This window comes from Salinicoccus kekensis, from assembly GCF_900220995.1.
GTDB classification, from domain to species: Bacteria; Bacillota; Bacilli; order Staphylococcales; family Salinicoccaceae; genus Lacicoccus; species Lacicoccus kekensis.
This window is the reverse complement of record NZ_OBQF01000003.1, coordinates 130956-156923: the sequence shown is the minus strand read 5'-3', so window position 1 is coordinate 156923 and position 25968 is coordinate 130956. Positions and strand designations below refer to the sequence as shown.

Annotated in this window: 25 protein-coding genes; 8 read left to right on the top strand and 17 right to left on the bottom strand. The window is 50.2% G+C overall.

Features of this window, described 5'->3' with window-relative positions:
• Positions 1-2: 2 nt before the first annotated feature.
• Together CRN96_RS07290 and CRN96_RS07285 are read right to left on the bottom strand one after the other, a co-directional pair.
• Complete coding sequence (locus tag CRN96_RS07290) at positions 3-2030, bottom strand: heavy metal translocating P-type ATPase (protein WP_097040658.1); 2028 nt, start codon at positions 2028-2030, stop codon at positions 3-5.
• Positions 2031-2160: 130 nt separating this feature from the next.
• Positions 2161-2886, bottom strand: coding sequence for a type 1 glutamine amidotransferase (locus CRN96_RS07285; protein ID WP_097040656.1), 726 nt, complete (start codon positions 2884-2886; stop codon positions 2161-2163).
• 276 nt (positions 2887-3162) lie between these two features.
• On the opposite strand from CRN96_RS07285, the gene CRN96_RS07280 reads away from it, so the two are divergent.
• Positions 3163-4944 carry an SLC13 family permease gene (locus CRN96_RS07280; protein ID WP_097040654.1) on the top strand — a complete coding sequence of 594 codons (1782 nt, stop codon included), beginning with the start codon at positions 3163-3165 and terminating at the stop codon, positions 4942-4944.
• A 27-nt stretch (positions 4945-4971) separates the two neighbouring features.
• On the opposite strand, the gene arsC is transcribed toward CRN96_RS07280, so the two are convergent.
• Genes arsC through CRN96_RS07265 form a run of 3 tightly spaced genes read right to left on the bottom strand, consistent with a single transcriptional unit; the run spans position 4972 to position 6992 of the window.
• On the bottom strand, positions 4972-5370 hold the full coding sequence (arsC, locus tag CRN96_RS07275; RefSeq protein ID WP_097040652.1) for an arsenate reductase (thioredoxin): 399 nt from the start codon (positions 5368-5370) through the stop codon (positions 4972-4974).
• Between the two features lie 15 nt (positions 5371-5385).
• Positions 5386-6675 (bottom strand): arsenite efflux transporter membrane subunit ArsB, encoded by a 1290-nt coding sequence (gene arsB, locus CRN96_RS07270; RefSeq protein WP_097040651.1) that lies wholly within the window; start codon positions 6673-6675, stop codon positions 5386-5388.
• The gene (locus CRN96_RS07265; RefSeq protein ID WP_097040648.1) at positions 6672-6992 is read right to left on the bottom strand and encodes an ArsR/SmtB family transcription factor; all 321 of its coding nucleotides are present in this window, start codon (positions 6990-6992) and stop codon (positions 6672-6674) included. The genes arsB and CRN96_RS07265 overlap by 4 nt, the downstream gene beginning before the upstream one ends.
• A 136-nt stretch (positions 6993-7128) precedes the next feature.
• Between CRN96_RS07265 and CRN96_RS07260 the strand changes: the two genes are divergently transcribed.
• Entirely contained in the window at positions 7129-7794 is a 666-nt protein-coding gene (locus tag CRN96_RS07260; RefSeq protein ID WP_097040647.1) for a type 1 glutamine amidotransferase domain-containing protein, read from the top strand.
• A gap of 121 nt (positions 7795-7915) precedes the next feature.
• Here CRN96_RS07260 and CRN96_RS07255 read toward each other — a convergent pair whose 3' ends face one another.
• Positions 7916-9259 (bottom strand): M20/M25/M40 family metallo-hydrolase, encoded by a 1344-nt coding sequence (locus CRN96_RS07255; protein WP_097040645.1) that lies wholly within the window; start codon positions 9257-9259, stop codon positions 7916-7918.
• A 119-nt stretch (positions 9260-9378) separates the two neighbouring features.
• Entirely contained in the window at positions 9379-10713 is a 1335-nt protein-coding gene (glnA, locus tag CRN96_RS07250; protein WP_097040642.1) for a type I glutamate--ammonia ligase, read from the bottom strand.
• A 292-nt stretch (positions 10714-11005) separates the two neighbouring features.
• On the opposite strand from glnA, the gene CRN96_RS07245 reads away from it, so the two are divergent.
• A complete protein-coding gene (locus CRN96_RS07245) occupies positions 11006-12019 on the top strand; it encodes a YeiH family protein (protein WP_097040640.1) in 1014 nt (337 codons plus the stop codon).
• A 282-nt stretch (positions 12020-12301) separates the two neighbouring features.
• Here the strand turns inward: CRN96_RS07245 and CRN96_RS07240 are convergent, their stop codons facing one another.
• From CRN96_RS07240 to CRN96_RS07205, 8 genes are all read right to left on the bottom strand, one after another.
• Positions 12302-13069, bottom strand: a complete 768-nt coding sequence (locus CRN96_RS07240; RefSeq protein ID WP_097040638.1) for a putative hydro-lyase — start codon at positions 13067-13069, stop codon at positions 12302-12304.
• An 18-nt stretch (positions 13070-13087) separates the two neighbouring features.
• Positions 13088-14302 (bottom strand): NRAMP family divalent metal transporter, encoded by a 1215-nt coding sequence (locus CRN96_RS07235; RefSeq protein ID WP_097040636.1) that lies wholly within the window; start codon positions 14300-14302, stop codon positions 13088-13090.
• A 30-nt stretch (positions 14303-14332) separates the two neighbouring features.
• The gene (locus CRN96_RS07230) at positions 14333-15091 is read right to left on the bottom strand and encodes a LamB/YcsF family protein (protein ID WP_097040634.1); all 759 of its coding nucleotides are present in this window, start codon (positions 15089-15091) and stop codon (positions 14333-14335) included.
• Positions 15092-15101: 10 nt separating this feature from the next.
• The gene (locus CRN96_RS07225; protein ID WP_097040632.1) at positions 15102-16451 is read right to left on the bottom strand and encodes an acetyl-CoA carboxylase biotin carboxylase subunit; all 1350 of its coding nucleotides are present in this window, start codon (positions 16449-16451) and stop codon (positions 15102-15104) included.
• Between the two features lies 1 nt (position 16452).
• Complete coding sequence (locus CRN96_RS07220) at positions 16453-16887, bottom strand: acetyl-CoA carboxylase biotin carboxyl carrier protein (protein WP_097040630.1); 435 nt, start codon at positions 16885-16887, stop codon at positions 16453-16455.
• Positions 16888-16891: 4 nt separating this feature from the next.
• A complete protein-coding gene (locus CRN96_RS07215; protein ID WP_097040628.1) occupies positions 16892-17881 on the bottom strand; it encodes a 5-oxoprolinase subunit C family protein in 990 nt (329 codons plus the stop codon).
• Complete coding sequence (gene pxpB / locus CRN96_RS07210; RefSeq protein WP_097040626.1) at positions 17878-18597, bottom strand: 5-oxoprolinase subunit PxpB; 720 nt, start codon at positions 18595-18597, stop codon at positions 17878-17880. Before pxpB ends, CRN96_RS07215 begins: the two co-directional genes overlap by 4 nt.
• Before the next feature lie 97 nt (positions 18598-18694).
• Entirely contained in the window at positions 18695-19615 is a 921-nt protein-coding gene (locus CRN96_RS07205; RefSeq protein WP_097040624.1) for an arsenic resistance protein, read from the bottom strand.
• Between the two features lie 118 nt (positions 19616-19733).
• Between CRN96_RS07205 and CRN96_RS07200 the strand changes: the two genes are divergently transcribed.
• Both CRN96_RS07200 and CRN96_RS07195 read left to right on the top strand, forming a co-directional pair.
• Positions 19734-20399, top strand: coding sequence for a pseudouridine synthase (locus CRN96_RS07200; RefSeq protein WP_097040623.1), 666 nt, complete (start codon positions 19734-19736; stop codon positions 20397-20399).
• An 89-nt stretch (positions 20400-20488) separates the two neighbouring features.
• Positions 20489-21166 carry an RluA family pseudouridine synthase gene (locus tag CRN96_RS07195; protein ID WP_097040621.1) on the top strand — a complete coding sequence of 226 codons (678 nt, stop codon included), beginning with the start codon at positions 20489-20491 and terminating at the stop codon, positions 21164-21166.
• Positions 21167-21178: 12 nt separating this feature from the next.
• Here the strand turns inward: CRN96_RS07195 and CRN96_RS07190 are convergent, their stop codons facing one another.
• Together CRN96_RS07190 and CRN96_RS07185 are read right to left on the bottom strand one after the other, a co-directional pair.
• Positions 21179-22084 carry a DMT family transporter gene (locus CRN96_RS07190; protein WP_097041038.1) on the bottom strand — a complete coding sequence of 302 codons (906 nt, stop codon included), beginning with the start codon at positions 22082-22084 and terminating at the stop codon, positions 21179-21181.
• A gap of 8 nt (positions 22085-22092) precedes the next feature.
• A complete protein-coding gene (locus tag CRN96_RS07185) occupies positions 22093-22569 on the bottom strand; it encodes a nucleoside deaminase (protein ID WP_097040618.1) in 477 nt (158 codons plus the stop codon).
• Between the two features lie 388 nt (positions 22570-22957).
• Between CRN96_RS07185 and CRN96_RS07180 the strand changes: the two genes are divergently transcribed.
• The 3 genes from CRN96_RS07180 to CRN96_RS07170 all read left to right on the top strand — a co-directional run bounded on the left by CRN96_RS07180 (position 22958) and on the right by CRN96_RS07170 (position 25961).
• Entirely contained in the window at positions 22958-24310 is a 1353-nt protein-coding gene (locus CRN96_RS07180; protein ID WP_097040617.1) for an MmgE/PrpD family protein, read from the top strand.
• Between the two features lie 50 nt (positions 24311-24360).
• Positions 24361-25008: a GntR family transcriptional regulator gene (locus CRN96_RS07175; protein WP_245844583.1), complete on the top strand. Its 648-nt coding sequence runs from the start codon at positions 24361-24363 to the stop codon at positions 25006-25008.
• A 110-nt stretch (positions 25009-25118) separates the two neighbouring features.
• A complete protein-coding gene (locus CRN96_RS07170; RefSeq protein WP_097040614.1) occupies positions 25119-25961 on the top strand; it encodes an HpcH/HpaI aldolase/citrate lyase family protein in 843 nt (280 codons plus the stop codon).
• Positions 25962-25968: the final 7 nt, after the last annotated feature.

The window sequence follows — 25968 nt, the reverse complement described above, 5'->3', positions numbered from 1 at the left end:
TATCATGTCTCAGGTTCCATCCGGCCGGAAACGCTCACATCCCCCACGCCCTCACCGTGGATGCGGTCTTTGTAATTCAACAGTCTGAGGCCGTTCAGTATCACGAGGATCGTTGACCCTTCATGTCCAAGTACGCCGATCGGCAGGTTGATGACCTGGAGGATGTTTGCAAAAATCAAGAGTATTACGACGGACAGGGCAAAGACGATGTTGAAGACGATGATATTCTTCATCTTCCTCGACAGCCCGAGCGCAAAAGGTATCTGCTTCAAGTCATCCTGGACCAGCACGACATCCGCCGTCTCCATTGCGATATCGGTGCCGCTGCCCATTGCGAAGCCCACATCGGCAAGTGCGAGGGCGGGCGCATCATTGATGCCGTCGCCGACCATACCGACCGTGCCGTATTTTTCACGCAGCTCTTCGAGCCGTTCCGTCTTTTCATCAGGCATATGGTTCGCATGCACTTCTTTAATGCCCACCTTCGCAGCGATATGTTCAGCCGTTCGCAGGTTGTCGCCGCTGACCATGATGGTCTGGATTCCCATATTGTTCAACCGTTCGATTGCCATCCGGCTTTCCGGCTTAAGCCGATCTTCCAGTGAGTAGTAGGCAAGGACTTCTTCATTCCTTGAGACGAATATTACGGTGTTGCCCTGTTCTTCGAGCATTTCGGTCTTATTTGAAATGGCTGCACTGAGGCCGGCGTTTTCAGTCGCATATGTCCTCTTGCCGATTTTCCATACGTCACCATTGTGCGTGACTGCAAATCCTTTACCCGTAATATCGGCAATATCATCCACTTCTATCTTCTGCGTCTCTTCAAGATACCTCAGGATTGCACTTGCAATGGGATGTGTAGAGCCGAATTCAGCAGCTTTCACCACTTCATCCACCATGTTCCTCACATCTTCATTCACATAGGCGGCATCAACGACTTCAGGTTTCCCGACCGTCAGCGTCCCGGTCTTATCAAAAATGATCGCTTTCAGCTGATTGACGTTATCGATGGCCTGGCCGCCCTTGAACACCATGCCTTTTTTGGCGGCCCTGCTGATCGCGGAAAGTGTCGCAGGAGCCGCACTCGCGACAAGCGCACATGGGGAAGCGACCGTGAGGAGCACCATCCCCCTGTAGAATGACTCTTCCATCGACCAGCCGAGGAAAATGTAGACAGCCAGGATGAAGAGCGGCACACCGAGCAGTACCGCTTTGACGTAAGTATCCTCGATTCCCTCGATGAAACCCGCGGTCCTGGAAGGCTTGGACTGGGCTTCGTCCACAAGCCGGACGATCTTGGAGAATAAAGTATCCTCATCCTCGGCAGCCACCTCAATATCAATCAGCTCTCCCTCATTGATGGTGCCGCCGATCACTTCTGTGCCTCTGGCCTTCTCAACAGGCACGGATTCCCCGGTCACGCTCGCTTCGTTTATCACTCCGAAGTCCGCGGTCAGTGTACCGTCGATCGGTATCGTCGCCCCGCGGGGGACCTGGAGAATATCTCCTATTTTCAATTCTTTTGTCGGTACCACATCGATTCCCCCATCCGCATTGTATCTGCGGGCTTCCTCCGGGGTCAGATTCATCAGTTCGGATATTGCATTACGGCTTCTTTCCCGTGCCATGGCCTCCAGAGATCCGGCAAGGGAGAATATGAATATCAATAATGCAGCTTCCATCCAATAGCCGATCAAAGAGGCTCCGACAGCAGCAAGTATCATCAAGACGTCGACATTCAGATGCTTATCACGGAACAGCTCTATCAGTCCTGATTTCGCACTGTAGTACCCGCCGATCAGAAAGGCAAAGATGAAGGTGAGAGAAGCGGCAGTCTCCATATTGTTCCACGTGAAAATCAAGCCCAGGATGATTAAAATGCCGCTGAAGACCGTGTTCGTAAGTTCCCTGTGATTATTGGCCCACTTGAAAATATTGATTATGATCCCGCCTTTTATAAATGATGGCCATTCCCGATTCACTTCAAGCGTACCATATTTTTGTAATTTTATACCGGCTCTTTTTGACATTTTGAGCAATTCTGAATTATTGTATCTTGTGGATTCAAAAATCGGGCCCCTCCCCCCCGCTGATCGTCTTCTTTAAGACCAATAAAAAAAGCTGGATCCTCTCCGGAATCCAGCTCTTCTTCATTTTATATTAAACCTCATGTGCCTCGGGCACAGGCTGCTTGATCACAGCCTTGTAGTTTTCCATCAGGCTGTAGAGATACTCGCGTCCATCTTCAAATTTTTCATCATTGATGATTTGTTTTTCGGTCTGGACGAGCACTTCTTCATCCGGCTCATAAATCTGGTCCTTGGCTAAAAATTCTTCAATGCCCACCGGGGTGATTTCCGGGTGGAACTGCACTGCCAGGATATTGTCATTCACAACGAAGCCCTGGTTGTTGCAGTTTTGATTGTAATATACCTTTTCAGCACGCTCCGGAATGGAGAAGAAATCCTGATGGTGCTGGAAGAGGCGGATCTCCTCCGGCAGTCCTTTCAGCAACGGATGCTGTCTGGCTTCTTCCACCTCATATATGGTATGCCAGCCGATCTCCATATGTGCCATCCGCCGGACCTCGCCGCCGAGTGCCGTCGATAAAATTTGAGCACCCAAACAGATTGCCAGGATGCTCTGATTCTCATCAACAAGTTTCCTCAACCACTCTGCCTCTTCGGCTACAAAAGGGTAGTTATCAATTTCATATGCCGTCTGGCGTCCGCCCAGTACAACGAGCAGATCGAATGTTTCATCCACCGGCAGCGGTTCACCTTCATAAATTTTGGCAGTCTTCACTTCATAATCATTTTCATTTGCCCAGTCTTGGATATAACCCAGCGGTAAAAGCGGGTCATGCTGAATCACTTGTATGATCATTTAAATGCCTCCTTCTCTAATAGAACTCCTCCTTGAAAATAGCTCGAAATCATTTGATTCACGCTTGGTACGACACACTATAGTATAAATAGTAACCCCCGTCAATCGAATGAATCGGCTTCACCGCCTAAAAATCCACATATATAACTCATTAACTATTATGCCAGCTGTTAAACACTTAAAATGGATTCTGATTATTTTGAATAAAGATACTAGACGCCTGAATTCTGTGCTAAAATGTTCATATCAATCCATACTCATAAAGGGGGCGGATCCATGACTCTGGAAATGGTCTTTGTGGCCGCTATGATTGTGCTCATGCTTATCTCACTTCTCTTTGAAGTTGCAAGGGCGGATTTCCTTGTTTTTTTATTTCTTGTGATTTTCCTGCTCAGTGGTGTGATAACCACCGAACAGGCATTGAGCGGGTTTTCCAATGAGGGGATGCTGACTGTATTGCTGCTGTTCATCGTTGCAGGCGCGATACAAAAACACGGGATCATAGAGAATTTCATCTACAGGATACTCGGGGAGACCAAGTCGATGCGCGGCTCCATGGTGAAGCTGCTGCCGCCCATTTCACTTGTTTCAGCGTTCTTGAACAATACACCGATCGTCGTCACGCTGACACCGATACTCCGGAACTGGGCAAGGAACAATGGTTACGCCCCCTCCAAAGTATTGATCCCATTATCATATGCCACGATCCTGGGCGGTACGATCACACTGATTGGTACATCCACGAACCTGATTGTACACGGTCTCTTGATCAATGCAGGAGTGGAGGGCTTCTCATTCTTCACTTTGAGCGTCGTCGGCCTGCCCATAGCTATTGTCGGCCTAATTTACATTCTGACCATCGGATATAAACTATTGCCGGATAATTTAGGCGCGGAGGATACGATCAGGAAAGAAGCGAAGGAATTTCTGGCCGAGGCGAGGATCCAGGACAGTTTTGAACATATCGATGAGACGATCCTCACCGCCTCCAGAAACTCTTTTGAAGGTGTTTATATTATTGAAATCATCAGGGAAGATGGCGGGAGGGTGGAACCGGTTGGAGCCTCGACATACATCCGTAAAGGTGACCATATCATCTTCTCCGCTTCCCTCAACAGGATAGCGATCATTGAAAAGCTTAAGGGCATATCACTTGAAACCGGAACGGATAAAAGTCTTGATGTCCTGCAAAATGAAAACCATCATCTGGTGGAAGCGGTGATTTCACATAACTCGAGCCTGGTCGGCAAAACGATCAGGGACTCGGAGTTCAGATCCACACATGATGCGGGAGTCATTGCCGTCCACCGCAACAATCAGCGCATCAACAGCCGGGTCGGTGACATCATATTGAAGCCCGGGGACACCCTGCTGCTGCTCGCCGACGATGAATTCGTCCAACGCCATCAGCACTCCCAGGACTTTTATGTCGTATATACCGTCAATCCGCCGGAACAGCTTAAGCAGAATAACCTGAAAGGATTTTTGGCACTCGGACTTTTACTGGTCATGATCCTGTCGGTGACTTTAGGATTCCTGTCGATGTTCGAGGCCATGCTGATTGCGGTCATACTGCTCGTGGTCACACGCCTGATCAATTGGCGGGAGATACTCAATTACATTCAATTCGACGTCCTTCTATTGATTGCGAGCGCCTTCGCCATCGGGGCGGCAATGACCGCCTCAGGGCTCGCCCAATTCCTTGCGGAGAACATGCTGGCAATCGCACAGCCGCTCGGCATCATAGGCGTTGTTTTCATCATTTATATCGCTACAAACATATTCACAGAGCTCATCACCAACAGCGCCGCTGCAGTCTTGATGTTCCCGATCGCTTTTGAGATGGCGGACCAGCTCAATGTCGACTATATGGGCTTCATCGTGACGATTGCCGTCGCCGCTTCATGCAGTTTCATCACACCGATCGGTTACCAGACGAACCTGATCGTCTACGGGCCCGGTGGTTACAAATTCAGTGACTATATCAAAATCGGGGCGCCGCTCGTCCTGCTCACCATGGTCACGACATCCATCATCGTCTACATCGTCTGGTTTTAATGATCTGCAGCAAAAAAGGACTTTCTTTTAGAAAGTCCTTTTATATTCCCTGATCCTCCCGCCAATTTCATCCCGGACCCTCTGGAATTCCGTCCAGTCCCTGCCTGCCGGGTCATCGAACGGCCAGTGTTCTTTATTCACACCTTCAGGGATCACCGGGCAGTTGTCATCAGCGTCGCTGCACAATGTCACCACCAGATCCGAGCGCCTTAAAATGTCATTGTCTATCAGATCCGAAGTCTGGGTGGAGATGTCGATGCCCACTTCAGCCATCGCCTCGACCGCTTTCGGGTTCACCCCGTGCGTCTCTATCCCCGCGGAATAGACTTCAAAGTCCTCACCGAGTGTTTCCTTCCCCCAGCCTTCCGCCATCTGCGAGCGGCATGAATTGCCGGTACATATGAAATAAATCACTTTTTTATCCAATTACAGCACCTCCATTTAGATTAAGAGCAGCGTCAGGTAAAGTCCGAGCAATGTGAATATGAGTACAGGTATCGTGATGACGATGCCCACTTTGAAATAAACACCCCAGGGGATCTTCATGCCTTTCTGCGACAGCACATGCAGCCACAGGAGCGTCGCAAGTGATCCGATCGGTGTGATCTTCGGACCGAGATCCGCACCGACGATATTTGCATAGATCAATCCTTCTTTCATTATGCCGTCGACACCCGACTGTTCAATAGCGATGGCATCAATCATCACCGTCGGCATATTGTTCATGATGGATGAAAGGATCGCCGCTATGAAGCCCATTCCCATCACTGCAGCAAATAATCCCTGACCGGCCACATAAACCAGTACGTCAGCGAGGAGATCCGTGATCCCTGCATTCCTCAAACCGAAGACGACGATATACATGCCGAGTGAAAAGATGACGATATTCCACGGGGCACCTTTGATGACCGCTGTTGTATTCACCGCCTGCGATTTTCTTGCCAGGAGTAAAAAGACGATCGCGATTGCGCCTGCAATGAATGATACAGGCACCGCCACGAACTCACTCGCCAGATAGCCGGCAAGGAGTACCCCGAGAATCACCCAGGATATTCTGAACAGTTTCAAATCCTTGATCGCTTCAGACGGCTCTGCAAGCTGCCCTCCATCAAATTTCCTCGGTATGGAATTCCTGAAGTATATGAGCAGGACGATGATGCTTGCAGTGAGTGAGAAGATGTTCGGTATGAACATCCTGCTCAAATATTCCAGAAACCCGATGTCAAAGAAGTCCGCGGAGACGATGTTGACCAGGTTGCTCACGATCAAAGGCAGTGAAGTCGTATCCGCTATGAACCCGCTTGCCAGCACAAAGGGGAAGACCACCTTCTCCTCGAACTTCAGATTACGCACCATCGCGAGGACGATCGGGGTCAGGATCAGGGCAGCACCGTCATTGGCAAAGAACGCAGCAACCAGCGCCCCGAGTAAAGATATGTATACGAACATTTTAATGCCGTTGCCTTTGCTCGCCTTCACCATATGCCTGGCAGACCATTCAAAAAAGCCGATTTCATCGAGTATCAGTGAAATGATGATGACCGCGACAAATGTCAGCGTCGCATTCCATACGATGTCCGCAACTTCAATGACATCACTGAATGACACGACCCCGGTAATGATGGCAAGGACAGCACCGACTGTCGCCGTGATGCCGATGTCGAGCCCCCTCGGCTGCCAGATGATGAATATCAATGTGACGATGAATATCAGTACTGCAAGTATCGTCATGATGCACACTCACCTTTTTTCATGCTTCTGCACACACATTCCGTATTATCCTGTGCAATCAGGCCGAGGTAATCACCGGCCACCTTCAGCGTTTCACTGTTCAGTTCATACATCTTTTTATTGCCGTCTTTCCTGTAGGTGATCAGCTCATTATCAAACAGCACTTTCATATGATGGCTCAATGTCGGCTGCGAAAAATCGAAGTGCTCAAGCAGGTCGCATGCGCACAACTCCCCGCATGATAATAAGTCCAGTATTTCCAGACGATTTTCATCCGCAATCACTTTCAATATATTGCTCAATTCTTTATAAGTCATAGTGCCTCTCCTCCTAAGATAGATTAACATCTATATAGATAACCGTCTATATATTTTTCGGTGAAAAACAGATTTAATTGAAGATTATTACCACACGCTTTAGGGTAGATTAATGAAAAGGAGAGTGGTTATCAATATGAGTAAATCTGTACTTATAGTGGTTACTAGCCATGATACAATCGCAGGAGACAAGGACAAGCCGACAGGTTTATGGCTGTCCGAAGCAGCAGAGCCTTACATCGCTTTTCAGGGTGCCGGATTCAAAGTCGATATCGCTTCGACTAAAGGCGGCAGCGTCCCCATAGATCCGAATTCTGTCGACGATAACAGTGCACCGAGATTCAGTGAAGTGACGAGACTGCTTCAAAATACTGAGCGCATCAAAGATGTAGTTTATGAAAGATACGATGCAATATTCTTTGCAGGCGGACACGGGGCGATGTTCGACTTCCCGGGTGACCCGGATATACAGAACATCATCGCATATTACAAGGATGACGGCAGGATCATCAGCGCGGTGTGCCACGGCCCCGCGGCATTCGCCGATGCAAAGACGAAAGACGGTAAGTTCCTTGTGGACGGCATCAAGATTACAGGATTCACGAACGAAGAGGAAGAAGCGATGAATCTGACTGAAGAAATGCCGTTCTTATTGCAATCCAAACTGGCCTCGAATGGCGCCGGATTCGTCGAAGGCGCCCCGATGGAGGAAAATGTGGTCACAAGCGCGAATTTCGTGACCGGACAGAATCCCGCTTCAGCCCAGGGTGTTGCGGAAGCAGTGATCAATAGATTGAAGTAGGTTGAAGAAAGGGAGCATGGATGAATCCATGCTCCCTTTTTTATTGATTTTAATATGGGATGCAGCAATTCGGGCCGGGCGATGGACTGTTAAAATATCAGCCAACCGGTCCCACACTTCCTTACAACTCATTCAATGCATCAATCGCCATGCATGTGCTTGCGATACCGTTATAAAAGTTTTCAACAACGAGATTTTCATTCGGTGAATGGTTCGCCTCATCGGCATTGGCATACGGAACGACGACGGACGGGGCACCGAGGATCTTCGTCCAAACGGCATCCGGCAGGCTGCCGCCCATGCTTGGCTGGATATATGCCTTCTTCCCGAACCCTTTTTCAACCGCCCGGCGCAAAGGTTCTATGTACGGATGCTCCGCCGATGTCCGTGATGGGTGCATCATGCCGATGCGTTTCATCCTCACACCGGGTGCATGTTTTTCAACGTGCGCCTCCAGCAGTTCATATATCCTCTCCGGATTCTGATCCATGACGAGCCGCATATCCAATTTCAGTTTCGCAGTCGACGGGATGATCGTCTTCGCACCTTCGCCCCCGTAACCGCTCACCAATCCTGATATGTTCAAAACGGGTTCAAAGCAGAGTTTTTGGTAATATTCCTCCTTCGTCATTTCCAGGGAATCATCCCCGATTTCTTTCCTGATTTCCTCAAGATCGAAAGGCAGCTGCATCAGCAGCTCCTTTTCAAGGTCGGTCGGCGGCTTCACTTCATCATAAAAGCCGTCGATCAAAACCCGCCCATCCGCATCTTTCATCGTACCGAGCAGATGCACAAGTTCCCACACAGGATTGCGGGCGATGTTCCCTTTATTCCCGGAATGGTTGTCGAAGGCCGAACCCTCAGCGTTCAACTCCACATACAGCATGCCCCGCACACCAAGCAAAATGTAGGGATGCCCATTCGAGAGCATCGGTCCGTCCGAGGTGTAGACGAGGTCGGCCTTCAGCTTATCTTTATGTTTGTGAATAAAAGGCTCGAGGTTCCTGCTGCCGACCTCTTCCTCACCTTCGATGATGAATTTGATGTTGATCGGCGTATTGCCATGGGCTTCCATATATGTCCTGAAGGCAAGAATCTGCGCCATGAACTGCCCCTTATTGTCCCCGACGCCGCGGGCATAGATCCTCCCGTCACGGATCACCGGTTCAAACGGCTCCGAATCCCATTCTTCCACAGGATCCGGCGGCTGGACATCATAATGGCCGTAGATGAGCAAGGTCATGGCGTCTTCCGAAACGATATGTTCACCGTAAACGACCGGATGATGCGCGCCCTTAATGATCTCCACGTGGCCGACCCCCGCTTCCGACATCTTTTCCGCCACCAGTTCCGCGCACTCTTCAATTCCTTCGTTTTCAGCACTGATGCTTTTCTGCCTGATGACTTCAAAAAGTGATTCAAGATAATTCTCCCTGTTACGCTCGATGATTGATTTGTAATCCATGATATCCCCCTGATGAATAAACGTTATCTTATATCCCATACTAACATTTCCCTTAATGATGGAATATCAGAAAACAAAAAAGCAAACCTACATTCATGCAGGCTTGCTTTTCCTTTTCTCTAGTAGTTCCCCAAATACTCTTCAATTTCCCAATTGGTGACCTGAGCACTGTAGTCTTTCCATTCAAACGTCTTATTTTCGACGAAGTGGTCATATATGTGTTCACCAAGAGCGTCTTTGATCACTTCATCCTCCCTCAGTGCTTTCAATGCCGTATACAATGTGGTCGGGAGGTCTTCCACATCTTCAGCCTGACGTTCTTTCTGTGTCATTTCATAAATATTTTCATTGACCGGGGTGGTTAAATCCTTCTTCTGCCTGATGCCGTCGAGGCCTGCACCCAAAATCACTGCGGTCGCAAGATAAGGGTTTGCGGATGGGTCGAGGGACCTCACTTCAGCCCGTGTGCCCGCTCCGCGGCTTGACGGTATCCTTAAGAGCGGTGTCCGGTTGCGTCCGCTCCAGGCGATATACCTTGGCGCTTCGAATCCGGACGCGAGCCTCTTATAGGAGTTGACCAACGGGTTGCAGATTGCTGTATATCCCCTGGCATGATCCAGCAGTCCGGCCATGAAGCATCTCATCTCTTCGCTCAGGCCGAAGTCATCATTTTTATCATAGAATACATTTTCCCCGTCCCGGAATAAAGAGACATTGTAATGCATGCCGCTGCCCGGCTGTTTATATAAGGGTTTCGGCATGAATGTCGCATGCAGGTCATACTGCCTTGCGATCGTCTTCGCCACCAGCTTGAACGTCTGCAGGGCATCGCTCGCCTGGAGTGCATCCATATATTTGAAGCTGATTTCATGCTGACCGGGACCGACTTCATGGTGGCTCATTTCCACTTCAAATCCCATCTTATCAAGGGCCCTTGTAATCTCTCTTCTGCACCGGCCGCTCGTATCCGTGATGTCCAGGTCGAAATAACCGCTGTAATCATTCGGTTCGGTCGTGTAATCACGGTTTTTGTCCAATTTGAAGAAGAAGAATTCCGGCTCCGGACCAAGATGCATCTTATCATAGCCCATCTCTTCCATTTCCTTGATCATCCTCTTAAGATTGGATCTCGGGTCCCCTTCAAAAGGTTCACCGTCGATACCGTAGATGTCACAGATCAGACGCGCAGTCTTATCGATGCCGTCGGTCCATGGAAGGACCACCCACGTATCCAGATCCGGCTTCAAATACATGTCGGATTCCTCCACCCGCACAAAGCCTTCAATAGAAGAGCCGTCGAACATGATTTCACCGTCCATCGCCTTCTCCAGCTGGCTGACCGGCAGCTCCAGATTTTTTATGGCGCCCAACACATCCGTGAATTGCAGGCGGACGTACTGGATACCTTCCTCTTCAACACTTTTAAGAATATCCTCTCGTGAATATTCACCCATTGCGTCAAACACGCTCCTTAAAGTTCTTTTTATGAATACACATCATTTGAACAATACATATCCTTATAATTCAATATAACCTCGGTACAAACATTTAAACGTATATTCCAACATTATAGGGAAAATAAAAGATTAAATCATTTAAAACCGTGCCTTCAGTCAGATGAAATCCCAATTGCCGCAAAAGCCGCCTACGGGGATTTTTCCGGCCGGATTAAGGGCAGGCGCCCATCTGATGTGGTAAAATATAAAAATCTGCATCAATAAATATCAATCAGACGGGGGTGAAAATATGAATGGTTCAGAAAACGGGTTGAGCCCGGGATTAAAATGGGTTATCGGAATTGGCATCACATTCATCATGGCCATTGCCGGATATATTTTAGCCTTGATTCCGGGTTTCTCCCTTATAGGACCTCTCGGCAGTGCCATCATCGTCGCAATCGTCTACCGTCAGATTTTCGGGTTTCCTTATGCTTTCAACAGCGGCATCACTTTTTCATCGAAAAAACTGCTCCGCGTGGCCATCATACTCTACGGCCTGCGTCTGAACATCAACATCATCCTTGGTGAAGGTCTTGAGTTCCTGATCAAAGATACGATCATCATCGCATTTGCCGTCCTCGGAATGATCGCTCTCGCCCATTTATTCAAAGCCGATTTCAAACTCTCCCTGCTGCTCGGGGTGGGGACGGGCGTGTGCGGCGCAGCAGCCATCGCGGCAGTCGCGCCCATCATAAAAGCGAAGGACGAGGACACCGGCATCAGTGTCGGCATCATAGCGCTCATCGGCACGATTTTCTCGATCGGTTACATATTCATGCGCCCGATGCTCGACATTTCCAATACGGATTACGGCGCATGGGCAGGCATGAGCCTGCATGAACTGGCCCATGTGGCACTTGCTGCGGCGCCTGCTGGGAATAATGCACTCGCGATTGCACTGCTTGCCAAACTCGGCCGCGTCCTGCTCCTGATCCCGTTATGTTTCATCATCATCTATTTCGTAAGGCGTCATCAGAAAAAATCAGCACCGGACGGTGTCACTGTCCAGTTCCCATGGTTCCTGCTCGGGTTCATTTTGATGAGTATCATCAACACATACATAATCGGACCGGTGATCTTCATTCCTGAAGCGGTGATTGAAAATGTCTATGACTTGTCGACCTTCCTGCTGACGATGGCGATGGTCGGCCTCGGACTGAATGTGAGCCTGAAGGATCTGCGCACCAAGGCCTTCAGGCCGCTCATGGCGATGATCATCGTCTCCGTCGCTTTATCCGCACTCGCTTTTCTGATGATTTAATGATTTAAAGAGTGGCGCCTGCTTTGCAGGTGCCACATTTTTTGTATTCAGCGGCTTTTATCACCGGCCCGTCATTAATCCGATCACAGCCTGCGATTTCAGCCCTTCAGATCGGATTGTGGATCGAATTCCGATTTGGGGACCGATTATGGAAGCTTCAGATCGGTTAAGACGTCCATTTCCGATTTGCATTGCGATTTCAGCCGCTTCAGATCGTTTTCCGGATCAAATTCCGATCTCCACTCCGATTCTGCTTCCGTCAAATCGGAATGCCAATAAAAATCACGCCTTATACTCTTCATTGTTGATGTCCGTGATGAACATATGGCCCGGCAGGTGGGTGATCATGATGTCAGGCTTTGCATTCAACGCCACATTCTGCGGCGTCACCCCGCATGCCCAGAAGACGGGCACTTCATCTTCTGCGATATCGATGGCATCCCCGTAATCCGGATCCTCCATATTCGCGATGCCGATCTCCCCCGGGTTTCCCACATGCACAGGACCGCCGTGCATATCCGGGAACTGTTCCGTGATTGCGATGACATCATCGACATGTTCTTTTTTGAACGGCCGCATCGACACAACCGCCCGGCCATGGAACGCCCCGGCCGGTTCTGCAGGAATATCCGTTTTATACATCGCCACATTCCTGCCTTCCCTGATATGCTTGATGTCGATGCCGCTGTCCATGATCGCCTGTTCGAATGTGAAGCTGCAGCCGATCAGAAATGTCACGAAATCATCCTGCCAGTATGACTTCACCTCATCGACCGTCTCGATCAGATCCCCATACCGGTATATATTATATTTCGGCACATCCGTCCTGATATCCGAGCCCTTGGCATGGAGACTTTCATAGCGCCCGTCTTCAAGCACTTCCAGGATGGGCACCGCTTTTTTGTTCCTCATGGCGAACAGCAGGAAGTCGAAGGCGTATTTCCTGGGTAATACGACCAGGTTCGCCTGGACTTTATCCCCGGCTATGCCGGAAGTCGTACCCTGATGTTCACCGTTTCTGATACGTTCACGGATTTTTGATGCATCCATTTGATCACCTCATTTTAATTAACCTGTCCAAAGCTCTGCCAGACCGCCGAGGGACATGACACCGATGATCGCTGTTGCGAGCACCGCGATGACACCCCATATGATCATCCACATTGGATGATGGTAGTCGCCGACGATCTTCTTCCTCCTTGATGCCAGCAGCACGGCACCGAGCGAGAGCGGAAGGATCAGCCCGTTGAAGGCACCCGCCAGGATCAGCAGCGTGACTGGCCGCCCGATGAAGGTGAAGACCAGTGTGGAAAATACGATGAATATGACGATGACAGTGTTATTATGCTTGTCAAAAAAATCGTGGAAAGACCTTAGAAATGAAGCACTTGTGTACGCCGCACCGATTACGGAAGACAATGCCGCTGCGAGTAGTACAAGACCGAACACCTGCATGCCGATATCCCCGAGAGCAAACTGGAACACCGATGCCGGCGGGTTTTCCTCACTCAAGACCGCACCCTGCGAGAGTACACCGAGCACAGCAAGGAATAAAAGGACCCTCATGACGCCGGTCGTCAATATACCGTAGTTCGCCGCATGGCTGACGAATCTGATGTTTTCCTTACCTGTCATGCCCGCTTCAATCAATCTGTGCGCACCGGCGAAAGTGATATAGCCGCCGACCGTGCCGCCGACGATCGTCACGATCGGTATGAACATCGCAAGCGGCTCTTCAGGCACGAACGTCCTGTATACTGCTTCGCCGTACGGCGGACTCGACTGGATCATGACATAAGCCGTTATGATGATCATCAGCGCACCGAGTATCTGCGTCACGACATCCATGACGGTCCGGCCGTTCTTCACCAGGAAGATGAAGATCGCGAATGCACCGGCGATTGCTGCGCCAATGCGTGCATCCCAGCCAAAAATGGCATTGAAGCCGAGGCCCGCACCTGCAACATTTCCGATGTTGAAGGCAAGGCCCCCGAGCACGATGAAGAACGCGACCACGTAACCGAGGCCCGGTGCCACTTCGTTTGCAACTTCCTGACCGCGCTTGCCCGAAACACTGAGCACCCTCCATATATTCAACTGGGCGCCGATATCAATGATGATTGAAATGACGATCGCAAATGCGAAGCTTGCGAGAAACTGCTCGGTGAAAACCGTCGTCTGCGTCAGGAATGCCGGCCCGATCGCGGAAGTCGCCATAAGGAATATCGAACCGAACAGCAGCCTCCGCTGGGCGAGCGTGATTTTTGGTTTTTCTTTATCCATGCTTTTCTCCCCCTTGTTTTGAAAAGACAATTACATCGTTTCTATGGTAATGTCATTCTCCTCGAAAGCATTACGGATTTCCCTGATGAAATCGAGCGCATTCTCACCATCCCCGTGGACACAGATGCTGTCCGCCTGAATATCAATCATATTGTCATTGATGCTCTCAACCTTATTCTCCTTGATCATCTTCACGACACGTGCAACCGCTTCGTCCGTATCCGTGATCATCGCACCTTCCTTCCGCCTTGAGACGAGTGTGCCGTCATCTTCATACGCACGGTCTGCAAAAACTTCATGCCTGACTTCAAGACCCGCTTCCATCCCCGCCTTGACCAGGTTCTGGTTGCTGAGCCCCATCAGCTTCAGTTTCGGATCATACTCCTTAACCGCCTCAGCAATCGTCACTGCCAGATCATAATCCTGAAAAGTCGCGTTATACAGCGCTCCGTGGGGTTTGACATGGTTCATCTTCAAACCGTAAGTTTTTGCGATGCCTTCCAGTGCCCCGATCTGATAAAGCATGATGGCGCGCACTTCTTCCGCCGTCATATCCATGTAACGCCTGCCGAATCCCATCATGTCCGGGAATCCCGGGTGGGCACCGAGACCGGTGCTGCCGCTTTCCTTGATCATCTCAACCGTTTTGATCATCACGCTCGGATCACTCGCATGAAATCCGCACGCGACATTCGCAGATGATATCAAAGGAATGATCGATTCATCATTCCCGATCGTATAGTTGCCGTAGCTTTCCCCGAGGTCTGCGTTCAAATCCACTTTATACATGACCATCCTCCTAGTCTTCAATGATTTCATTACGCGTCAAAAACTTGATGTCCACCACATTGTCAATATAATCCGGATGCTGCATGAGGTAATACTGGAAGTCGAGGTTCGTCTTGAGGGGACCGATGACCGTCTCTTCGAGCACATGGGTCATTTTATTGATCGCCTCTGCCCTGTCGTCTCCGCTCACGATCACTTTTGCGATCATGGAGTCGTAATTCGGCGGAATATGATAGCCCGGATATACTGCCGTATCGACACGGACGTTCCGTCCGAGCCCAAAATGAAGTGTATCCACCGGTCCGGGGGAGGGCATGAAGTTCTTCTCCGGATCTTCAGCATTGATGCGCGTCTCGATCGCAAAGCCGGTGATCGCGATATCTTCCTGTGTCACATTCAATTCGTTGAATAAAGCCACTTCCACCTGGAGGCGGACGATGTCGACCCCCGTAATCGTTTCCGTGACGGTGTGCTCCACCTGGATGCGGGTATTCATCTCTATGAAATGAAATGCATCCTCTTCCTCCACATAAAGGTATTCGACGGTGCCGGCGCCGCCGTACTCGAGTTTTGCTATCGCATCCCGCGTCGTTTTCGTGATGTATTTGCGTGATTCCTCAGAGAGTATCTGTGCTGGGGCTTCTTCAATCAGCTTCTGGTTATTCCGTTGGATCGAGCAGTCCCTTTCGTAGAGGTGCACGGCATCACCTTTGCCGTCGCCGACGACCTGCACTTCGATATGCCTTGCTTTCGGTATATAGCGCTCCACGTAGATCCTGTCATCATCAAATGCATTTTTCGCTTCTTTCTTCGCTTCCTTGAAGCTTTTCTCAAGCGATGACTCATCATGGACGAAACGCATGCCTTTCCCGCCGCCCCCGGAAACCGCCTTGATGACGACGGGGTAATCGATTGTCTCGATGACTTCCTTCACCTCATCAAGCGTCTCCACCGGGCCGTCGCTCCCGGGTATGACTGGCACTCCCGCTTCTTTCATCGTCGAACGTGCTTCAGCCTTATCACCCATCTTCTGCATCATTTCAGAAGTCGGACCGATGAAGATGATGTCCTGTTCCTCACAGCGCCTCGCGAACTCCGGCGTTTCCGAGAGGAAGCCGTACCCCGGATGGATTGCATCCGCACCGCTGATTCCCGCGGCGGCGAGTATGCTGTCTATGTTCAAATAACTCTCACTGCTCTTCGCAGGGCCGATGCAGTATGCCTCATCCGCGAGCGCCGCATGGAGGCTGTCCTTATCTGCAGTGGAGTAGACGGCGACGCTCGCTATGCCCAGCTCCTTCAAAGTCCTGATGATCCTCACGGCGATTTCACCGCGGTTTGCAATCAACACCTTCTTCATGTCATTCACCCTCTTTGCGAAGTGTCATCAGCACCTGGTCGAATTCGACGGCATCGCCATTTTCGACGAGTATTTCTTCAATCACGCCCGAGTGGTCGGTGGTGACATCGTTGAACACTTTCATCGCTTCTATGATGCCGATCTGGTCGCCGGCCTCCACACTGTCCCCGGCATTCACGAAATTCTCATCGGAACCTTCCTCCTTCTGGAGATAAAAGGTGCCGACCTGGGGTGCCTTGATTTCCGTGAGGCCGGAAGCGGATGATGCCTCTTCAGCAGCGCCCCCGTCTTCCCGGCCTGCTGCGGGCGGTGCGCCGGACTGGATGACTTCACTTTTCTCGATATGAATCTTCACATCGCCTTCTTCGACTTTGAGCTTCGTCAGTTCCTCTTCCTTGAACAGTTTTACAAGCTCCTTGATTTTATCGATATCCATATTCTCATACTCCCATCAGCTTCGTTATTTTTAAAGCGGTGCGCCGTCTGACCGAAGTGAAGTCGGTGAGGGGCTCGAAATATTCATCTGACCCGATGCGCTCCAGTTCTTTTTTATATTCTTCTGCTGCCTCGTCCACATCGATTTCCTTGAAGATGATTTTCTCCCCCGGCGGCTTCTGCACCAGTTTCGGAATATCCGCCAGTGCAACGGTCGCAATGCGTGCATACCCGCCGGCCGTCTGCCGGTCGTTCAAAAGGATGATCGGCTGTCCGTTTTTGGGTACCTGGATGCTGCCGAGCTGCGTCGGCTCGCTGAGCACATCATGCCCGTCCTCTGCGGCAAGCTCCGGTCCGCTGAGCCGGAAACCCATCCGGTCGCTGTCCTTCGTGATCTCATATTCGGAATTGAAGAGCTGGTCCCGGGCATCATCCCCGAAGCGCCCATACTGCTGGCCCGGGATGATGCGGATGACGTCATCTTCTTCGAAAGGCTTTATCTTCTTCATATCATTTTGGAACTCACCACCAACTGTCCGGAGGACATCGCCCGCTTTCAGCGTGCGCCCTTTGAAGCCGCCGATGGCGCTCCTCGTATGCGTGGAGCGGCTGCCGAGCACTTCCGGCACATCAAACCCGCCCGCAGCGCCGAGGTAGATTCTTGCACCACTCTGGCATTTACCGATCTTAAGCATCTCGCCCCGCATGATACGGATGGGCATCCCGCTGCCGTAAGATACATCATCCACCATGATTTCCGCTTCGGCGCCGGCTGTTGCGATGACCGTCTCCTTCAGGACTTCAAGCGTCGCCCCGTAGAGCGTCATTTCCAGCACTGCCGCATTTTCATCATTCCCGAGCAGTTTATTGACCAGTTTATGCGCCCTGTAGTCCATCGCCCCGGAAGGGGAGAAGCCGTATGCCTGATAACCGGTCCGCCCGGCATCCTGCACTGTGGAAAACAGCCCCGGATCCACTACTTTGAAAGTCATCATTCCGCCTCCCTCCTTGTGATATTGACCTCGTATTCACCATCTGCCACCTGCTGTTCAATCGCTTTGTACTCATCTTCATCAATCGGCTTGAAAATGATCCGGTCGCCGGCTTCATAGAGGATGCTCGGCTCCCGCCCTTCATCGAATAAAGGGACCGGTGTGCGGCCGAGCAGGTTCCACCCGCCGGGCGATGTGAAAGGATACATGCCGGTCTGCTTGCCGCCGATCCCGACGGATCCTGCCGGAATGCTCGTCCGCGGATTATCCAGGCGCGCCTTGAACAGTTTTTCATCCAGTCCCCCGAGGTAGGGGAAGCCCGGCATGAAACCGAGCATATACACCAGATATTCGGTGCCGCTGTGCATTTCGATGACTTCCTCAGGCGACAGCCCGTCCTCTTTGAACCTTTCGAGATCCGGTCCGAACGCCCCGCCGTAGCATACCGGGATTTCGATGAGCTTATATTCGAAAGGCTGGCCTTCCAGAGCTTCCAAATCGATTTCCTTAAACAATGCCTCGAGTTCTTCACCCCGGACCTTGAATATATCGAAGTAGATGATCAGGCTGGTATACGAGATGACGATTTCCGTGACGCCTTCGATTCCGCGGCTTTCAAGTTCATTTTTCAGGTTAACAAGCGTTTTATTGACCATCTCGCTGATCTCGTCCCCGATGTAGACGGTGACGGCGTTTTCAGAGTACCTTTTTATATCCATAGTATCCCCACCTTTTAAACATCATATTTTGATAATTTCATTTTATCATATTATTCAGTCTAGTCGGCAGGGTCCCGGGAATGAAAAATAACCGGACTCATGTCCGGTTATCCTTAAACGTCATTATTTTGGCTGTGAGGGCGAGTACGGGGATTTCGATGAGCGGCCCGATGATGAGGGCGAGCGTGATGACGGGCATATCATCGAACACCACCACCGCAATCGCCAGTGCCAGCGGTGAGTTCCTTGCCATCGTCGTCATGACGAGGCTTACCGTATCGCGGTAGTTGAATCTGAATATCCTTGCAGCAAAGTTCCCGATGAAGAAATTGATGAGGAAAAAGAGGAGGATCGGGATCAGAATCAACTGCAGCACATCCAGATTGCCGAAGAGGATATCCCTTTCAGATGCAAATATTGAAAACACCGCAAGACTTAAGACAACCGGGTTCAGCGAAGACAGCCGTTGCAGGTATTGCCCGGGAAATATCAGCTTCACCGCCATCGCAACGGTGAGCGGGATGACGAGTGTCAGGATCATCGAGAATATGACATCCGGGGAGACCCATTCGAATACGCCGAAAAATAAATAGATGTAGACAGGCAGTAAAATGATCTGCAGTATGAAGTTCACCGGCAGGATCGTGGTGGAGAGCGCAGTGTTCCCCCGGGCAAGGTTCGTGAATATGATGTACCAGTCCGTGCACGGTGTGACCAGCAGCATGAAAAGCCCCAGCCAGAGGACGGGGTGGTCGGATAAAAACATATTACCGAGCACATAGGCGAGCACCGGGGTCCATAGGAAATTGATCCCAAGTGAAATGAAGTTGAATTTATAATTTTTCACCGATGCCGGGATATCCCTGAACGGGACATCGAGGAAAATCAGGAATAAAAGCAGCATCAGCAGCGGTACAACCAAGACCGACGCGATATCCGCCGTCGGTCCGTGCTGTCCCGCGAACAGTCCAAGAACCATCATGATCAGTATGAGTATGGGTGATAAACGGTCCAGCATTCTTATTCATCCTTAAATATTTGATGGTGATTCACGTCTCCCATGTTAGATTAAGCACAAAATGGGGAATTGATTTAATATTGATATAAAAGAAGTGAAGAGTAAAGGAGACTGCATTATGGATATCAACGTTTTATACGAAGACGAACATCTGCTGGTCATTGAGAAACCCGCCATCATCCCTTCATATAAAAGGGGTGATGAAGGTGAGGAATTGATGAGGTCGATTAAAGAGTATAATCAGGACGGTGCGGAGGTGTACCCCGAGTCCGACGAAATCCTGGACACACCGATCGGCGGTGCCGCCGTTTTCGCCAAGACTGCCGAGGCCGCCTCACTGTTTTCAAGTGACGGTGAAAAAAGCAAAGTCGGAAGGCATTACAGGGCAATCGTGCGTGGACAGATGCCTAAAAAGGCGGACACCCTGACCAACCACCTCGTCCAGAATGAAGAGAATAATTTATACATCATCACCGACGGGGAGGAGGCAGACGCGGTGAAAAGCGTCCTCCATTATGAAGTCATCGACCGCGATGAGGAGAACGACCTGACATTGATGGACATCCAGATGGACAAAGGTTATTCATCCCTCATCAGGGTCCAGCTTGCCAATCTCGGCAATACAATCCACGGTGATACGGACCACGGCCAGCACTATAATAAAATAGGCCAGCCGGTCGCACTCTGGTCCCATTCGGTCACTTTCAAGCATCCTGAAAAGGATGAGACCGTGACTGCTGAATCCACGCCGCCAAGCGAGAAGCCCTGGAATCATTTTTATTAAAAGCGGAGGAACTCCCTTTTCATCTTCCATATAAACCGTTTGATGGTATAATCGGATGTTATTGATGATGTAAAGAAGGAGAATCACCCGTGAATATTAATGTATTATATGAGGATAATCACCTGCTGATAGTGGAGAAGCCCGTCAATATCCCGGTGCAGGAAGATTCTTCAGGCGATCATGACCTTTTGAACATGTTGAAGGAGTATATAAAGAGAAATGAAAACAAGCCCGGGAATGTTTATCTCGGGCTTGTTCACCGTCTGGACCGCCCGGTCGGCGGGGCGATCGTCTTCGCCAAAACTTCCAAAGCCGCATCCAGATTATCCGATCAGCTGAGACGGAATAAAATCATAAGGAAATATAAAGCCGTCGTACGCGGCAGGATGCAGGCCCCTGAAAAGACGCTGACCGACCATCTGCTGAAGGACCGGAAGAAAAACCAGGTCAGTGTCGTAAAGGCAGGCGTAAAAGATGCCAAAAAAGCCATCCTGCACTATAAGCTCGTGGGCCGCGACGAAAGCAGTGACTTAAGCCTGCTTGAGATCGAACTCGAGACCGGCCGCTCCCACCAGATCCGGGTGCAGCTGGCCAATGCCGGAAATGTGCTCTTCGGTGACCAGAAATACGGCCGGGGACGCAACAAGGCAGGCCAGCAAATCGCATTGTGGGCACACATCCTTGAAGTCAAGCATCCCACAAAAGATGAGATGATATCCGTGGAATGTCCGCCGCCGGATGCGCACCCGTGGAACATTTTCCTTTAAGCAACGTCCCGATCATTCATCCTGTTTCTTCAGGGAGAGCAAAGTGATCAGCACCAGTATCAAAAACATGCCGACGAGCTGCCAGCTTTGAAACACCACGTTCATCACGATGACGCTGGCAACGATTGCTGCGAGCGGTTCTATGGTGCCGAACAAAGTCGTCTCCTTAGCCGAGATATATTCGAGGCTTTTAATAAAGAACCAGAAGGCGATCGCCGTGCCGGCAAAGATTCCGAAAAGCAGGACGGCGATGGTCGCCATATCCATCCTCCCGGCCCCGACCTCCCATACAGGATGGATAAAGTTCATCACACCGCCGGCAATGATCATCGCCCATCCCACGACGAGCACCGAAGGGAAGCGGCGGAGCAGGGCGCCTGCATAAATCGTGTAAAAAGCGAGCGAGAATCCGGAAATCACTCCCCACACCACAGCAGGCAGCGGCACGGACAGGTTTTCAAACGACCCGTTCGTCAGCAGCAGGAAAGTGCCCGTAAGTGTCAAAAATATCGCCAGCGCATCAAATGCGTTCACGCGTTCCTGCCCCTTAATCAAATACCATATGATGATGTAGACAGGCGCAAGGTACTGGAGCAGTGTCGCGATTGCTGCATTGCCGTAGTCAATTGACGCCATATAGGAATACTGGACGAGCAGCATGCCGAATATGCTGAAGATGATGAGCCGCATGACGGTCGACTTCTCCCTGAAAATGCTGAAGACGGGAATATCCTTCGACATGAAGCGGTGCACCGCCACTAAAAATATCCCGCTCGCAAGCAGCCTTGCGGTGACGTACCAATCGATGTCTATACCTTTATTCGTGAAGAGCCAGTCCGAGGCCACACCCCCGACACCCCAGAAGAATGCCCCCGTCACTGCAAGTATGATGCCTTTCTGCCTATTGGTCAGAATCATTTCCCGGCTCATCTGCCGTGATATTCATACTGCAGTTTTTTCACTTCTCCGGATAATTCAGGCTCCGGTCCATCGACCTGCACATCCCTCAACACTTCCGTGATGGCCAGGCCTCTCAGCATGCCGTCTTCAATCCCCATATCCTTCTTCCATTCTTTCAGCTGTTCACCGGAACTCGCGTAGACGATCCGGCCGAGCCCCGCAAGACCGTGGGCCGAGGCACACATCGAACAGTGCTCCCCCGATGTGTAGACGACAGCGTCTCTCCTGTCTTCTTCCGGCAGATGGGCGATAGCCCATTTTGCGATTTCAAATTCGGGGTGCCGGGTGTTGTCCCCATCCGCATCCCGGTTGTGATCTTCGAATAAAACCTCCCCGTCCTTTGAAACGAGCACCGAGCCGAAAGGCGAGTTCCCTTTTTCCAGTGCCTCCCGGGCAAGTTCCACACACCTTCTTAAGTATCTTCTGTCTTTTTCAGTGATCATTGATATCCCCCTTACACAGTTTAGTCATACTATACCAAATTTGAGATGGACACCTCATCACCTTTATCTGCCATTCGACGTGGCCATAATCCGAGCAATATCCAGTTTTGAGGTTATTTGCTCGTTTTACAAGGGACTAATCCGAGCATAACCCGATTTCGAGCCCACTTGCTCGTTTTTTACAGTGATAATCCGAGCATAGCCCGGTTTTGAAGTGACTTGCTCGTTTTACAAGGGTCTACTCCGAGCATCATCCGATTTCAGAGCCACTTGCTCGTTTCACGGGAGGTGGCATCAGCTCTTAATTCACAGATTCTTCTGAAATCGTTTGCCTTTGGCTATTGTATCCAATATAATAGGGGCAACAATCATAAGGAGGTTGGATGTAGTGTCTTTAAGTAAACAACTGGCTGAATATGTCGTCTCGTTGAAGTATGACGATATCCCTGAAGACGTGGTGGAATTTACGAAACTGTGCATATTGGATTATTTCAGCTCCGCAATCGCCGGGAAAGATATGCCGCCGATCCAGAAGATCGAGGAAATGGTCGAAGTGCTTGGAGGAAATGAACAGGCCTCCCTGATCAACGGCGGAAAATCCTCCGTGGCGAACGCTGCATTATTGAACGGTGCCTCAAGCCACATCGTCGAACAGGATGATATCCATAAAAGTTCAATCATCCATGCTGCCACCGTCGTCATACCTGCAGCCCTTGCAGTTGCTGAATGGAAGAAGCTCGACGGAAAAGATTTGATCACAGCGGTCGTTGCGGGATATGAAGTGTGTTTCCGGATCGGTGAGGCCGTTTCCCCGTCGCATTACTACTATTGGCATAATACGGCGACCTGCGGAACTTTCGGTTCGGCTGCAGCAGTCGCAAAACTATTGGATCTTTCTGTGGAACAGATTGTCCATGCACTCGGCAGTGCCGGCACCCAGGCTGCAGGCTTATGGGAGTTCATCGAAGATGGTGCCATGTCGAAGCAGCTCCATCCCGGAAAAGCTGCCATGAACGGTGTGATTGCTGCCATGCTTGCAGAAAAGGATTTCACCGGTGCATCAAAAATCCTGGAGGGCAGGCGCGGTTTCTTCGAAGCCATGAGCTATGAGTATGATGCATCAAAAATCACCGCAGGTCTCGGCAGTGAATTCAAGATCATGGAGAATTCTTTCAAGATCCATGCATCATGCAGGCATACACATCATGCAATGGACCTCGTATCGGACCTCGCAAAGCAGCAGGACCTGGATCCCGATGCCGTGGACAAAATCGAAGTCGGCACCTATCAGGTCGCCATCAACATCACCGATGACGAGGACCCGCAGACGATCTATCAGGGCAAATTCAGCCTGCAGTACTGCACGGCGCTTGCGCTCGTCAAACAGAGCGGCAGCCTCGACACTTTCACCGAAGAAAACCTTTGGGATGAAACCGTCAGGGAATTGATGCAGAAAGTCGAAGTGTACGTCGATGATGATGTTGATGCTGCATATCCGGAAAAATGGGGCGCCAACGTCAAAGTCCATCTGACAAACGGGGAAACGGTCGAATTGTCCACCGAATATCCAAAAGGAGACCCTGAAAATAATGTCTCCCCGGATGAACTGTATGACAAGTTCATGGTGCTCGCCAAGGGCATTGATGAGAGCCGGGCGGAAGAGGTGGCTGAAAACATCATGACCCTTGAAGATATCAGCGACTTGAGCATGCTTTTCCCTCATAATATGGCGGTGAAGTAGTATAATGCCCATAGATCTTTTGTATATGAGCAGAGTAAAGGATGATTAGCATGAAATTGAAGAGTGTTACAAGGGAAGTACTCCCTAACTCGGTAACGACCATATTGAGGCAGGCAATCTTAAAAGGAGACCTGAAGCCGGAAGAAAGGCTCGTCCAGGCGGATATTGCCGAACAGCTGGGTGTCAGCAGGATGCCTGTCAGGGAAGCTCTGAAAACTTTGGAGCTTGAAGGGCTGGTGACCCTGGAGCCGCATAAGGGGGCGATCGTGAATTCTTTGACGATCGAAGACATCGATGAAATATACGAACTGCGCACGATACTCGAGCCTTTCACTCTCGAGCGCAGCATACCGAACCTCGGATCTGAGGATTTGACCGAGCTTGAGAGCCTCCATGAGACGATGCTTGAAACGACGGAGATCGAAACTTATGTGGACTTGAACAACCGGTTTCATAATCTCTCGCTGTCAGGGTCGAAGAGCAAGAGGCTCCACGGACTGATGGCCAGAGTTTCACACGGCATCGCAAAGGACACACCTTATGTCATCCCGGATCAGATTGAGAAATCAAATGAGGAACACGCGAGAATCCTGAGTGCAATCAAAGCGAATGATATAGAAGATGCATGTGCGGAATATGCTTCTCATATCAAGAGGACCCACGAAGACTTGATTCCACTTTTGAACCTTGATAAGTAAAAATTATATAAATTCTAAAAATTCTGTTTACAAACAAACGGAATTCTTTTACACTGAGATTGTATCCAATCTACAATATCCTGAATTGAGAAGGGTTTAGGTGAAGATATATGGACAAAAGCTGGTTTTTCATACCGGGCAGCAAAGATAAATTCCTGGCCAAGTCAACAGAGCTGAAGGCCGATATCATCATATTCGACCTGGAAGACAGTGTGGTCCAGGCAGAGAAGGCGGCAGCCAGGGAAAAAATCAGGCCATGGTTGAACAACCCCGATATCCATTCAAAAAAGTATGTGAGAGTGAACGAAGTTCACAGCATTTATTTCATTGATGATGTGAGGGAACTGGCCGGTGAGGACTTGGATGGCATCATCCTGCCGAAGGCCGCTGAATCCGATGATATAAAAATATTGGATTATCTGCTCACCACATTTGAAAAACAAAATAATTTGAAGACAAATGATATTAAAATCGTACCTTTGATAGAAACCGGCAAAGGCATGATGAATGCCATGGAGATCGCTTCATCATCACCAAGGGTGGAAGCGATGGCATTCGGTGCCGAAGATTATATGCTCGATGTCAGCATACCGGGTGACGGCAATCAGGCACTACTTCATGCACGGTCGACACTTGTTGCTGCATCGAGTGCTGCAGGCATCAGCCAGCCGGTCGATTCCGTGTTCACCGACTTTAAAGACGCGGAAGGCTTGAGGGAAGCATCCGCTGTAAGCCGGGCGCTCGGTTTCCAGGGCCGTCTCGTCATCCACCCGAAACAGATCGAGGCAGTCAACGAAGTCTATGCGCCGACACCATCGGAAGTCGAAGAAGCTGAAAAGATCATCGATGCCTTTGAATCCTCTTCAAATGATGGTGAAGGTGCCATCGAAGTGGAAGGTAAGATGATCGACCCGCCTGTTTACGAGCGGGCAAAAAATTTATTAAAAATGTAAGCGGTTT

What these genes read in the sequence shown, in the direction of transcription:
- CRN96_RS07290 (WP_097040658.1), bottom strand. Translation starts at nt 2,030, where the DNA reads ATGTCAAAAAGAGCCGGTATAAAATTACAAAAATATGGTACGCTTGAA.
- CRN96_RS07285 (WP_097040656.1), bottom strand. Translation starts at nt 2,886, where the DNA reads ATGATCATACAAGTGATTCAGCATGACCCGCTTTTACCGCTGGGTTAT.
- CRN96_RS07280 (WP_097040654.1), top strand. Translation starts at nt 3,163, where the DNA reads ATGACTCTGGAAATGGTCTTTGTGGCCGCTATGATTGTGCTCATGCTT.
- arsB (WP_097040651.1), bottom strand. Translation starts at nt 6,675, where the DNA reads ATGACGATACTTGCAGTACTGATATTCATCGTCACATTGATATTCATC.
- CRN96_RS07265 (WP_097040648.1), bottom strand. Translation starts at nt 6,992, where the DNA reads ATGACTTATAAAGAATTGAGCAATATATTGAAAGTGATTGCGGATGAA.
- CRN96_RS07260 (WP_097040647.1), top strand. Translation starts at nt 7,129, where the DNA reads ATGAGTAAATCTGTACTTATAGTGGTTACTAGCCATGATACAATCGCA.
- CRN96_RS07255 (WP_097040645.1), bottom strand. Translation starts at nt 9,259, where the DNA reads ATGGATTACAAATCAATCATCGAGCGTAACAGGGAGAATTATCTTGAA.
- glnA (WP_097040642.1), bottom strand. Translation starts at nt 10,713, where the DNA reads ATGGGTGAATATTCACGAGAGGATATTCTTAAAAGTGTTGAAGAGGAA.
- CRN96_RS07245 (WP_097040640.1), top strand. Translation starts at nt 11,006, where the DNA reads ATGAATGGTTCAGAAAACGGGTTGAGCCCGGGATTAAAATGGGTTATC.
- CRN96_RS07240 (WP_097040638.1), bottom strand. Translation starts at nt 13,069, where the DNA reads ATGGATGCATCAAAAATCCGTGAACGTATCAGAAACGGTGAACATCAG.
- CRN96_RS07235 (WP_097040636.1), bottom strand. Translation starts at nt 14,302, where the DNA reads ATGGATAAAGAAAAACCAAAAATCACGCTCGCCCAGCGGAGGCTGCTG.
- CRN96_RS07230 (WP_097040634.1), bottom strand. Translation starts at nt 15,091, where the DNA reads ATGTATAAAGTGGATTTGAACGCAGACCTCGGGGAAAGCTACGGCAAC.
- CRN96_RS07225 (WP_097040632.1), bottom strand. Translation starts at nt 16,451, where the DNA reads ATGAAGAAGGTGTTGATTGCAAACCGCGGTGAAATCGCCGTGAGGATC.
- CRN96_RS07220 (WP_097040630.1), bottom strand. Translation starts at nt 16,887, where the DNA reads ATGGATATCGATAAAATCAAGGAGCTTGTAAAACTGTTCAAGGAAGAG.
- CRN96_RS07215 (WP_097040628.1), bottom strand. Translation starts at nt 17,881, where the DNA reads ATGATGACTTTCAAAGTAGTGGATCCGGGGCTGTTTTCCACAGTGCAG.
- pxpB (WP_097040626.1), bottom strand. Translation starts at nt 18,597, where the DNA reads ATGGATATAAAAAGGTACTCTGAAAACGCCGTCACCGTCTACATCGGG.
- CRN96_RS07205 (WP_097040624.1), bottom strand. Translation starts at nt 19,615, where the DNA reads ATGCTGGACCGTTTATCACCCATACTCATACTGATCATGATGGTTCTT.
- CRN96_RS07200 (WP_097040623.1), top strand. Translation starts at nt 19,734, where the DNA reads ATGGATATCAACGTTTTATACGAAGACGAACATCTGCTGGTCATTGAG.
- CRN96_RS07190 (WP_097041038.1), bottom strand. Translation starts at nt 22,084, where the DNA reads ATGATTCTGACCAATAGGCAGAAAGGCATCATACTTGCAGTGACGGGG.
- CRN96_RS07185 (WP_097040618.1), bottom strand. Translation starts at nt 22,569, where the DNA reads ATGATCACTGAAAAAGACAGAAGATACTTAAGAAGGTGTGTGGAACTT.
- CRN96_RS07175 (WP_245844583.1), top strand. Translation starts at nt 24,361, where the DNA reads ATGAAATTGAAGAGTGTTACAAGGGAAGTACTCCCTAACTCGGTAACG.
- CRN96_RS07170 (WP_097040614.1), top strand. Translation starts at nt 25,119, where the DNA reads ATGGACAAAAGCTGGTTTTTCATACCGGGCAGCAAAGATAAATTCCTG.